Annotated in this window: 10 protein-coding genes and 2 tRNA genes; 6 read left to right on the top strand and 6 right to left on the bottom strand. The window is 45.5% G+C overall.

The genetic code is table 11. The features are described 5' to 3' along the window. The first annotated feature begins 113 nt into the window (after positions 1–113). Both J7545_RS17470 and J7545_RS17465 read left to right on the top strand, forming a co-directional pair. Positions 114–626, top strand: a complete 513-nt coding sequence (locus tag J7545_RS17470; RefSeq protein WP_318700449.1) for a PEP-CTERM sorting domain-containing protein — start codon at positions 114–116, stop codon at positions 624–626. Positions 627–991: 365 nt separating this feature from the next. Then, on the top strand, positions 992–4,732 hold the full coding sequence (locus J7545_RS17465) for a S8 family serine peptidase (protein WP_318700441.1): 3,741 nt from the start codon (positions 992–994) through the stop codon (positions 4,730–4,732). An 86-nt stretch (positions 4,733–4,818) separates the two neighbouring features. On the opposite strand, the gene nth is transcribed toward J7545_RS17465, so the two are convergent. After that, positions 4,819–5,472, bottom strand: a complete 654-nt coding sequence (gene nth / locus J7545_RS17460) for an endonuclease III (RefSeq protein WP_318700442.1) — start codon at positions 5,470–5,472, stop codon at positions 4,819–4,821. 57 nt (positions 5,473–5,529) lie between these two features. Between nth and J7545_RS17455 the strand changes: the two genes are divergently transcribed. The 4 genes from J7545_RS17455 to J7545_RS17440 all read left to right on the top strand — a co-directional run bounded on the left by J7545_RS17455 (position 5,530) and on the right by J7545_RS17440 (position 8,081). Next, positions 5,530–6,519, top strand: a complete 990-nt coding sequence (locus J7545_RS17455) for a FecCD family ABC transporter permease (RefSeq protein ID WP_413038586.1) — start codon at positions 5,530–5,532, stop codon at positions 6,517–6,519. 84 nt (positions 6,520–6,603) lie between these two features. Beyond that, positions 6,604–7,797 carry a hemolysin family protein gene (locus J7545_RS17450; RefSeq protein ID WP_318719924.1) on the top strand — a complete coding sequence of 398 codons (1,194 nt, stop codon included), beginning with the start codon at positions 6,604–6,606 and terminating at the stop codon, positions 7,795–7,797. A gap of 79 nt (positions 7,798–7,876) precedes the next feature. Beyond that, a tRNA-Tyr gene (locus J7545_RS17445) sits at positions 7,877–7,958 on the top strand. Positions 7,959–8,009: 51 nt separating this feature from the next. Next, positions 8,010–8,081: transfer RNA gene (locus tag J7545_RS17440), tRNA-Thr, on the top strand. 220 nt (positions 8,082–8,301) lie between these two features. Here J7545_RS17440 and trpA read toward each other — a convergent pair. The 5 genes from trpA to J7545_RS24165 all read right to left on the bottom strand — a co-directional run. After that, positions 8,302–9,087 (bottom strand): tryptophan synthase subunit alpha, encoded by a 786-nt coding sequence (gene trpA / locus J7545_RS17435; RefSeq protein WP_318700445.1) that lies wholly within the window; start codon positions 9,085–9,087, stop codon positions 8,302–8,304. A gap of 14 nt (positions 9,088–9,101) precedes the next feature. Further along, complete coding sequence (locus J7545_RS17430; RefSeq protein WP_318700446.1) at positions 9,102–9,422, bottom strand: DUF3007 family protein; 321 nt, start codon at positions 9,420–9,422, stop codon at positions 9,102–9,104. A gap of 27 nt (positions 9,423–9,449) precedes the next feature. Then, on the bottom strand, positions 9,450–9,665 hold the full coding sequence (gene ndhL / locus J7545_RS17425; protein ID WP_318700447.1) for an NAD(P)H-quinone oxidoreductase subunit L: 216 nt from the start codon (positions 9,663–9,665) through the stop codon (positions 9,450–9,452). A 703-nt stretch (positions 9,666–10,368) separates the two neighbouring features. Next, a complete protein-coding gene (locus J7545_RS17420) occupies positions 10,369–11,064 on the bottom strand; it encodes a hypothetical protein (protein WP_318700448.1) in 696 nt (231 codons plus the stop codon). 567 nt (positions 11,065–11,631) lie between these two features. Further along, on the bottom strand, positions 11,632–11,892 hold a 261-nt coding region (locus J7545_RS24165; RefSeq protein WP_413039294.1), incomplete at its 5' end, for a transposase.

Raw genomic sequence — 11,892 nt, 5'->3', positions numbered from 1 at the left:
TTCGATGTTATGAGGTACAGTAATCGAAATTTTCCTTGAGAGTGCCTTCCCATGAAAAGCCGAAAGAATGGGCATTATAGCGTGAAAAATGGTTTTCCTATTACCTATTACCTATTACCTATTACCGCGCGAAGCGCTGTAATGAATCTGCGGCTCCAAGTTTGGGTGTTTTTGGTAATGTTACAGCAACAGATGTAGCCAATCAAAATGGTCTTCTTCTGGACAATTTATCCGCCTATAATAATTGGGTAACCAGTCATGGAGGCACCCCTTCCATTGGAGATTTTTCGGCAACCGATCCATACTTCGATCAAAGCCGTCATGTACAAAATGTAATCGCTTCTGGAACCAAGCTAGGTGATATTAACTTTGTCAGTGATGTGAGTACTCTCGGATTAGATTTTACTCATTTTAATGCGACTGGAAATCATACCTTTGCCTTTAGTTTTGATTCTTCCTTATTTTCTACTGGAGACTTTTTATATCATCTAGGTCTAGAGTGTGATAATGATATCACAGGAGGCATTGGAGAAGTTAAAGATGTACCTGAGCCTTCGAGTCTCATCAGCTTAGTAACACTGGGTCTGGTGTGTACTGGCTTAAGATTACGGAAGTCTGTAGTCTAAGTAATGCTGATTAAGAATGGAGTGGAGTGGAAGGAGGCAATCTCAAGAATCTCGATCATCTTTGTAATTGCTTCCTTCTGATTGCAAGAAAAATTGTTTAATAGGACTCGATCTAAAGTCGATTAATAATGATAGATTCTGAATTATTTTCAGAACTTTTATTTGCTATAACAATCTTTATAGATGCTAGCAATAAAATCAATATAAACCCTGAAATGTAGGTTAAAATAAAGAAAGCTTGTGTGGAGACACAAAGACACAAATTCAAGAGGTAAAGAAATCAGAAAAAACTGATTTCTCCTCTTTTTTCCTCTAAGATTGACACTTCAAAGGCTTTTCATCAACCTAATCAGGAGGCAATACCGATGATTCGCTTCGGAACACCAGAGAATGATTTAATCGTTGAAACCCAAGAAAATGACATAATTTGGGGATTAGCAGGTGCAGATATTATTGCCAGTAATGCTGGCAACGATCAACTCTACGGTAATCAAGGAAATGATGTGATGTTAGGTGGCACGGGTGCCGATCGCATTTGGGGAGGACTTGATGATGATTTGATCGTCGGAAATCCACAGGAAGATTATGTCAATGGAAATTTGGGCAACGATACGGTACATGGCGGTCAAGGTGATGACTGCGTGCGCGGCGGACAGGGTAATGATTGGGTTTCTGGCGATCGCGGCAACGACATCCTCTACGGTGACTTAGGCGACGATACCCTAGTCGGCGGCCCCGGACAAGATATCTTTGTCTTAGGTAGCGGAGAAGATGTCATTCTTGACTTTACTCCAGGACAGGATCGAGTTGGACTCGCTCCAGGAGTCACTTTTGAGAGTCTACTGGTGACTCAACGGGGAGAAGATAGTGTAGTGAGCGATCGCAGCACCGGAGCCATTGTCGGCATCTTCCAAGGCATCGACGCAACCACCCTTGAGGCATCCCAATTCACCAACACCCTGCTCAATATCCCCGCTCCCTCACCCCTACCTTCCGTACCCGACATTCCCTCATCCTCTCCCTCTCCAGCACCCAGCCTTTCCATCCTGCCACCTGCGGCTGAAGTTATTGCCATAGAAACCGATCCCGGCAACACCCTAGAAACCGCCACCAGCATCTCCCTCGCCTCCACCACCCGCACCTTCTCCCAAAGCGTCGGCGGTAGCGATGTTGCCGACTACTACAAATTCAGCCTCGGTGCAACCAACACCTTCGAGTTATCCCTAACCGGACTTACCGCCTTAGCCACCGTCGATGTCTTAGACGAAGAAGGTAACGTCGTTCTCAACGGACAACTGAACAACAACACCTCTGTCATCTCTGGAGAACTCCCTGGTGGTGCTTACCGGTTACGCATTACTAGCGACGCTCCTACTAACTACCTACTTAACACTCGCATCGTTCCTCAACTGCCTGGAATAACTACTGATGTATCAGATTTTATTGCAGAAAGTGATACCAATGAATCACTTCCACTCATTAGCGTTGATACTTTTAAAGCAGATCAGCGCTTTGATAGTGTTGATGGAAGTGGCTATGCTGTTGTTATTCTCGATAGCGGTATTAATGAGGCGCATCCTGCCTTTGAAAATAGAATCAAGTTTACTCATGATTATGTAAACAATAAGAGCAATGAAGCTATTGATGATAATGGGCATGGCTCTCATGTTTCCAGTATTGTTGCTTCTTCAGATAGTCGCTTTCTTGGGGTTGCCCCTGGAGCAGATATTATTCACCTCAAAGTTTTAAACAACAAAGGAAAAGGAAGCTCCTACGATATTCAACAAGCTTTGCAGTGGATTGTTAACAATGCCGATGAATACAATATTGTCGCTGTCAATATGTCGTTGGGTTATGGTAACTACAGCAGTCCAGAAAGTAATGGCCCATTTTCTGATGAGCTACGAGATTTAGCGGCAAAAAATATCATTGTTGTCTCTTCTTCAGGAAATAACTTTTGGTCAAATGAAAGTGTTCCCGGAGTAAAATATCCCTCTGCCGATCCAAATTCATTATCAGTTGGTGCTGTTTTTGATAATTCCTACACGGAATTTCGCACGTTTGCCGATCTCAATGACGATGGAGAAGTGACATTTGATGAAGTAGCATCGATCAATAGGAATACCCGGCCAGATGACATTACAGCATTTTCACAACGCCATCCAACATTAACAAGTGTTTTTGCACCAGGAGCGAGAATTCATGGTGCCGATGCTACTGGAACTGGATTCAATGAAAAATCGGGGACATCGCAAGCAGCACCTCATGTGGCGGGGATGGCAGTTTTGGCACAACAGTTGGCAATGGAAAAACTAGGTCGAAGATTGACGCCTGCTGAATTTGAAACTTGGATTAAAAATACAGGCTATGGTATCTTTGATGGAGATAGTGAGGATGATAATGTCACCAACACGAATACGGATTATCAACGAGCCAACATATTTGGTTTGGCTGAGGCGATTTTAGAATTACCAACAGAATTGCCCATACCTGGATCGTTACAAGCTAATCCAGATACATTAAGTGGCTTCTCGGCAACAGTGACGGGGACATCAGGCGACGACTCTCTTGCTAGTCAGGCAAATGAAAATAATACTGTTCCTATTACCATCAATACGGCTGACATCTTAGCTAATGACTTACCGAATGATAACCTGGTGGTTCATAGCGTCAGTAATCCGTTTGGTTATTCAGTTGATTTAGCTGGTGATACCATCACATTTATTCCGAATATATTAGACCCAGGAAGTTTTCAGTATACAACCAGAAACACAGCTACAAACCAGACCTCTAATTTAGCAACTGTCATATTAAACTTTGACCTCAACCTTGATGGACTAGAAGGTAATGACATTCTCGTTGGAGGGCTATTGGGTCGCGATACCATCCAGGGTGGAGATGGAAATGACAGTATCTTCGCAGGTCTTAACTCTGTTAATGATGATACTGTCGGTGGTAGCGATACTGTTGCCGGTGGTCGTGATGACGATAGTATTTGGGGAGGTAATGGCGATGATTACCTGGATGTTGACGCGAGTCTAGTCAATTCCATTATTCCTGCAAGTGATGATGCTGTTCAAGGCAATGACACTATAGACGGTGGATTCGGTAATGATACGATCGGTCGCTTGGGTTCTGCGGTAGGAGCCACTGGAGTAGACTACTACGATGGTAGGGAAGGTAACGACAGCATCCTTGGTGGAAATCAAGGGTCTAATGCTCCTGGTGATACACTCATTGGAGGAGATGGAAACGATACTATCCGTGGTGGAACCAATGACTCTGGTCGAGATTCCATTGTTGGTGGCAATGGCAATGACAGCATTGCCGGTGGTGCAGAGAGTTCAGGTGGCGATACTATTGACGGTGGTAATGGTGAAGATAGTATCCAAGGTGGGGCAGGAAACGATCGCCTCCTTGGTAGTATCGGTCACGATTTCATAGATGGTGGAAATGATAATGATACCGTCTTAGGTGGAGACCAGAATAATACACTCCTAGGTGGTGCTGGTAATGATAGTATCGTTGGTGGACATGACATCGATATTATGGAAGGAGGCTTGGGTAGTGACACTCTCAGTGGTTTTGATGGCTCAATTATAGCAGATGGGACAGACCGCTTTGTTTTTAACTTGACAGAACTACTCGGCCCTGGAAATACGGAAATTCCGTTTCCTCCAACTTCTCCATTCTTCGGTTTCTTTCCTCGGCTAGGAAATCTTCCTGCATCTGTAAGTCCATCTAACGCCGACTTTATCACCGATTTCGATCCCAACCAAGATGTCGTTGAAATTGGCAAGCAAGTCTATCCCATCATGGATATTTTATTAGATCCTACCCCAATCAACACAACCTTTGGCGGACAAATGAATCTCAATTCTCCTGGAGGACAAGCGGGTAGTCTGAACTTGACAGCAGTAACCGGTGGCACACTTCTGTACGTTGAACGGAATAAAAGTTCGGGTTTTACAGATGGAGTGAATGGAGATATTGCTGTGGCTACTTTCCTCGGATTGAACCCAAGTGATTTTACGGAACTTAACTTTATCGGCCCTGTTTTTGGCGGCCCAGTTACTGTAATTATAGGACAAAAAATCTCTCCATAATGACGTTAGCTCTAGCTCTGAAAGTTGGGTTGACTGGCACTTAACCCAACCTTCATTTACTGATAAATTGTTGTTGTGCAGCTCGATCAGCTTTGATTAAACTCACACAAATCGGCTAAAACACAATTCGCACAATCCGGTTTTTTCGCCTGACAAATGGCGCGACCATGATAAATTAACCGGATTGACCAATTTTCCCAATCAGGTTGGGGCAGGAGGCGCATTAAGTCTCGCTCTATGCGAATGGGGTCTTTGTGTTCGGTTAAGCCTAGGCGATCGCTTAAACGCTTGACATGAGTATCAACAGTTACGCCCATATTAATGCCGAAACCGTGGGCAAGGACAACATTAGCCGTTTTCCGAGCAACGCCAGGAAGTTTGAGCAATTCTTCCATTCTTTGAGGCACTTTGCCCCCAAAATCTTGCACAATCATGTGACAAGCGCCTTTAATATTTTTGGCTTTATTGCGATAGAATCCAGTCGATCGCACCAAAGCCTCCAATTCCTCTAACGGTGCATCTGCTAACCCAGGGGCATCCGGATAGCGTCGGAATAATTCTGGAGTCACTTGATTCACGCGCTCATCCGTGCATTGGGCGGATAAAATGGTCGCCACCAGCAACTGTACGGGCGTTTCATAAGTTAAGGTACAGGTGGCATCGGGATACAAACGCTTCAGCCGGATCAGGATTTCTCTAGCTTTTTGCTGTTTGGCTGACCATTTGCGGGTGATATTCATCGATACTGGGATAACATCAATTGTTCAATTGTAATATTACTCATTCTTGATTAAGTCTTGACGCTCGTGACTCCTATTCGTGTCTTCTCCATCCTCCTGCTGATCGCCGTTGGCTTAGGCTTAACCTTAGCTCTGTCCCTCTCATTTGGGGCTGTTTCCCTGACTCAAACCGAACTCTGGGAAGCCCTCTGGCATCAGGGAGATACAGTGAATCAAACCATTATTTGGCAGTTGCGACTGCCCAGAGTCGTCGCTGCTGTTTGTGTGGGATCGGCTTTGGGAACCTCTGGCGCTTTATTGCAAGGCATGTTACGCAATCCCTTAGCTACCCCTTTTTTACTCGGTATTTCTGCCGGTGCGGGTTTAGTCTCCGTTGCTATGGTGACGTTGGGGGTTGCTCAAAGTTGGATACCCTTGGGAGCTTGGTTAGGTGCAGTTTTAACCACAACCCTCGTTTATGGGTTGGCTCGCAGTGTGAATGGCATCTCTGTAGAGCGCTTAATTTTAGGGGGTGTGGCGGTCTCTTCCCTATTTGGGGCAGTGCAGACCACATTGCTGTTATTATCCGCAGATAGCCGCATTCAGCAGGCGCTCAATTGGTTGGTAGGCAGCTTGAATGGTCGGGGATGGGCAGAGGTACAAGTGGCGGCTCCCTATTTAATTTTGGCGTTGATAGGTGCTATTCTCTTAGCCCGATCGCTCAATGTCCTGAATTTAGGCGATGATTTAGCGGTAGGATTAGGCGTATCCTTGGGGCGATCGCGTCTGCTCATCGGCTCTATTGCCACCCTACTGGCTGCTGGAGCCGTCAGTATTGCCGGATTAATCGGTTTTGTCGGTCTCATTGTTCCCCATGGTATTCGCTTACTGATCGGTGGTAATGATTACCGTTGGATTATTCCCCTCTCTGCCCTTGGAGGCGCTTGGGTGCTAACCTTAGCGGACTTACTCTCCCGGTTAGGCGCTGTAGAGTTACCCGTTGGTGCAGTCACGGCTCTTCTGGGTTCCCCCCTATTTGTCTGGTTACTCTATCGGCGATCGATGTAATGCTGAAAAACTTTGCCGAAATCCCCCTTGAATAGCATCATGAATCATCCATAATTAAGTATTGCTTTCTTATCCAACATTCTGGTGATTCCCCACCCTCTTACTTCCCATCTGCTGGCAGCGGCTGAAAGTGGTCCTTTGCTTGGCTCCATCTGGCTAGATGCAACAGTCTTAATGGTCATGTTAGTCCTCTCAGCCTGCTTCTCTGGCTCAGAAACAGCCATTACTGCCCTCGATAACTTCAAACTCCGCGCCCTAATTAAGGAACAGGGAGACCCTCAAGGGATTTTTCGCCTGGTTCTAGAGCAACGGACTCGGTTTATTACTACTCTCCTCGTTGGCAATAACCTGATTAATAATTTTTCCGCTGTCCTTACCAGTAACCTGTTTGCCCTCTGGTTAGGCAATGCGGGGTTAGGGGTGGCAACCGCAGTCATTACGTTTCTGGTGTTGATTTTTGGCGAAATTACGCCGAAGTCCCTGGCTATCAATAATGTGTTGGCCTTTTTTAAGGCGGTGGTGCGACCGATTTATTGGCTATCTCGGGCATTATCGGCGATCGGTATTATTGATTTTCTGGAATGGATTGCCCAAAGTGCGATTCGCTTTTTCCAGGGCAATGCTACCCAGGATGATGCTTCCCTGCAAGATTTGCAACTGATGATTGAGATTTTGGGCGGTAAAGGAAAACTGGATTTCTATAAGCATGAGTTGCTCAATAAAGCCTTGATGCTCGATGAATTGACTGCTAAAGATGTGGTTAAACCCCGCATTGATATGCGTACCATTTCCCATGAAGCCACGTTGCAAGAGTTGGTAAATCTCTGTTTAGAAACCGGGTTTTCCCGAATTCCCGTTCAGGAAGAGTCAAAAGATCAAATCCTCGGCGTAGTTCACCTTAAACGCGCCCTCCAAACTCTGAAAAATCTCCCCCCAGGAGAGCGTAATTTAGCCCCAGTGACAGCCGGAATGGATTCGCCTGTCTATGTGCCGGAGGTGAAAGGGGTGAGCGATCTGTTGAAGGAAATGCTCCAAAGTCGGATTCATTTGGCGATCGTTGTAGATGAGTATGGGGGCACCGTAGGACTGGTCACTCTCGAAGATGTCTTAGAAGAGTTAGTGGGTGAAATTTATGATGAAAGTGACTTTCCCCATCGTCCCCCCCGTCCCGGACGCACGGCAAAATCCCCCAAAGACCGCCGATGGATTCCGGGCTTACCGGGAAGGGCGCGATCGCCCCGCTCATCAGCATCTCATGAGAGTTTCCCAGATCGATAAACCTCCATCTCAAAAAAAATCCCCAGGGGGTTGTGTTTTTACTAAACCTTATGCTAAATTAAGGAGTCAGTGAGCGAAAGGGTCGATGCCCGAGTGGTTAATGGGGGCGGACTGTAAATCCGCTGGCTATGCCTACGCTGGTTCAAATCCAGCTCGGCCCATCACCGTCTCTTCTAACACGCAGTTAGAATTGGAAGTTTAGTTAATGAATTGCCCGTGTAGCTCAGTGGTAGAGCACACCCTTGGTAAGGGTGAGGTCACGAGTTCAATCCTCGTCACGGGCTTCTTTCTCTTTCTTAATCTACCAGTTAGTAGGCACAAATATTGCTGGTTCAATTCTGATTTTGCTTTGATGGGGATGTTTAGATCTCCATTAAATCTTCAGGGTTAATCCCATGCTCTTGTTAGAATTCTAAGGGAGATCCAGTCCCTCCCTTAGATCTGTTACGGGTCAAACTCATCAATATTGATCAATAAATACCAGTTACGCCCTATTCTCAGTTACTACTCCATCGCCTGTTTTAAAGTCTGGCAAAACTGGCCTATCGAGTCTATACCCTCAGATGCTAATCGGCGAACGATCGCACTCCCAACAATAACTGCATCTGCGCCCCAATCAACTACTTGACAAGCATGTTCAGGCTGGGAAATCCCAAATCCCACACCAATGGGTTTATCCGTGACTTGGCGAATCTGTTGGATCAAACTGGGCACTCTGGTGGCTACTTCACGGCGAACTCCAGTGACTCCGGTTACGCTGACTAAGTAGATAAATCCTTGGGACTTTTGAGAGATCGCCTGAATTCGCTCTGCGGAACTGGTGGGTGCAACTAATAACACAACTTCAATTCCCCGTTCAGCCGCCGGCTCTAAGATACATTCTGCCTCTTCTAGAGGCAAATCGGGAACGACTAAACCAGCCGCTCCTGCTTGCTTAATCTCATCCAAAAAGCGGTCAATTCCCCGATGCAGAATCGGATTATAGTAGGTAAACAAAATCACTGGAGCCTTCAACTGGGGGCTAACTTGGCCGAGCAGTTCCAATACGGATTCTAGACGGGTTCCTTGTTGTAGAGCGCGGGTAGCCGCCGCTTGAATCACAGGGCCATCTGCTAAGGGATCGGAATAGGGAACCCCCAGTTCAATAATATCTGCACCTTGGCGATCCAGCACTTGCAGAGCCTGAGCTGTGGTTTCTAAATCTGGGTCGCCTGCGGTAATAAATGGAATTAAGGCTGGAGTGTTTTGCGATCGCAGTTGCTGAAAACACTCGGTAATCGCATGGGTCATAACAATAATATCAATTAATCAGGGGAGATAGAGGGATCGGATTCTGAGGCTACCTCAGCTTCTAGTTTGGCTCTCTCCTCTGGCGTTAGAGATTCCCATTTTTTTTGCAGCATAGCCTCTTCATAGTCACGCCGTTGCTGATTGTAGGTCATGTTTTGGGTTCCCACCCGAAATAGATAGGTAGATACCCAAACTAATACCCCACCCATAAGAATAACTTGACTCCAACGGCCAGCATCTAGGCTATCTAACCCCAAAAGTTGAAATAGCCCATACACTAAACCACCGGTGGCAAAAATTGCCCCACTAATGACAATTACATCAATTCGTCGCACGTTCTGCTTACCTTCTGTCCATGGGGTTTAGGAAATTTGCCGGGGTTTGGGTCTCAGATTAATCAGAGGAGCCAATAGGAGAATGCCTGGGAAACACCAAAAGACCATGAAGTACATTAATAACCGTTCGATGGAACTGGCACCATACCAACGGCGATCGAGGTAGAAATAGATCAGAGCTGGTAAGACTAGGAGATAGGTTCCCCCCAAAATTCCGTAGACCAGTAAGGTGATAATGTCCATCTAGCTATATTTAAAGCGAATGATCCAGAGCGATCATACCACTTTTAGACCAGTTAAGCTGGCAATCTCAATCCTGGGCTGTTCCAGATGATTTCATTGAGGGACTTGTCAAAACTTAGGATTTGTGTTTTAATCGTTTATTGTGTGAAATACAAAACTTCACTACCTTACACTTTACTCAAGTGCGGGGGCGTGGCGGAATGGTAGACGCTACGGACTTAGAAAATTGAGCCTTAGCAGAGAAATTTGCTAAGTGTAAGCTCTCAAACTCAGGGAAACCTAAATCTGGCAACAGGCATGGCAATCCTGAGCCAAGCCTAAGATAAAGACTAAGGGAATTACACTTTAATCAATTATCTTAGGAAGGTGCAGAGGCCCGACGGGAGCTACCCTAACGTATTTAGTCGAGGGTAAAGGGAGGGTCCAATTCTCAAAACCGGTGAGCTAGATCTCAAGGAAACAGCGAAAGCTGTGGGAGAATGAAAATCCGTTGACCTTAAAAGTCGTGAGGGTTCAAGTCCCTCCGCCCCCATCAAACATATCTCTTATCTGTTGGGACTTGAAGCCTCACGACTTTCAATTTCAACGGATTTTCACCTGATTTGCACCTAAAATCATCCTACACCACTCCAAAGCAGTGCAGGGTAAATAGGTCATAGAAATAGAGGAAATCTATCCATAGAAGCATTGCCATAGCATTCCATCAATATATCAGTCGTACGCCCATCACATAAGCATTGTCTGAGGACTTTTTCTCTAGCTCTCCAATCCTTTGAGCGTAATGCGCCAACCGTTTTCTCGCCCAAGAATCCAGCTCTCTTTCAGGGAATGAATTGCATTCTATCCGATAGACCTGAATGATATAGCAGACTTGCGCAGGGACAACTGTGTAGTACGAATCCCGGAACAAGAAACTGTAGGATTGCCCAATAACAAGCCAACTACCAACACGGTCACCCACTTGATAATGGGGAGATTCCACCTCTTCAAGAAGCTGTTCAAGGCTTAGAGGAGTAGGAACTTCTTCAGCAGAAGTGAGTTTATCTTCACTAAACCAGTCGTGCCAATCAATTTCATTATCAGCCACGTTGTCACACCAGTCCTGAAACTTTTCCCCACAATGTCGTAGGGCTGGGTCAATCTTTACCCAATAAGAAAACTCCTTTGTGGCAGGATTATAGCTCACCAATTTAATGAAATGAGTGTGTTCTACATCTACTTTGAATCGCTCTCCAGTCTTGACATCCTCTAGGGCATAGTCATCAGAGAATCGAACTTTATCGCCGACATCAAAGCGATTAAGCCTTGGAACTTCAGACTCTTCAAAATAGCGATAATGCGGTGTATTCTCTTCCGAATCCAATTCGGATATATAGACGGGAACTAAAACCTGTGCCATTATAATTTTGCTCCAATTGTACTGCGATTACAGTTGGGGAAGTCTTGGGGCCGGTGGTGGTACACCGCCTCAAGGCGTTAATATCCTTTCACTGTTGAGACCAGCATAATCTTGGGCGATCACCCAAGGCAAGAGATAATCCATAGAAAGTTTCCATAGACAAGATAGGGCGCAATCGGAGGTTTTCTATTCAAGAGCGAAGTAGAGCGCTTTTTCTCGCTGCCGCCAGAGGTGTATACAGTACATACACCCCTCCATTCAGCATTGACTGGGTTACCTCTAACTGAAGGGCTGTGAAACCAATTCCCTGTAAAGCTTTTAGGGTTTTTCCATAGTAAGCTAATATCGTTGACCCATGTTCTCTCGTCAGGATTCAGGCACATCTTCTTGTCTAACCATCTAGCCCGCTCAAATTTTCCCCCTATATTCAGACAGAAATGTCTACGCCCTCAAGGGTGAAGCCTTCAGGATGCAACTTGAATTGCTCTCTCAATAGAGGATTCTTGATGCCAGAGTCGTTTAACTGTTGCTCAAGCCAATCCTTATCTGATACAGCGCTTCGCGCTGTCATGAGATACAGTAACAACAATGAGCAAACCAATTTCTCAAATGTTTCGGATTAATTAAGTCAAGGGCTACAGCCAAAAGAGTATCAATCATAGCGGGGGTAGTTGGAGAAAAATCCATAATAAAAGACTTCAGTTGTGACCCCCACATTTCAATCGGATTAAAATCTGGAGAGTAGGGAGATAAATAGATGACACTTGCGCCAACCGCTTCAATTTTCTTGACAATAGATTCCCTTTTATGAATCGCCAAGTTATCCAT

This window comes from Roseofilum sp. SBFL (genome assembly GCF_017746885.1).
Taxonomy (GTDB): domain Bacteria; phylum Cyanobacteriota; class Cyanobacteriia; order Cyanobacteriales; family Desertifilaceae; genus Roseofilum.
Note: the sequence above shows the minus strand (reverse complement) of the source record. Positions and strands in the feature narration are given on the sequence as shown.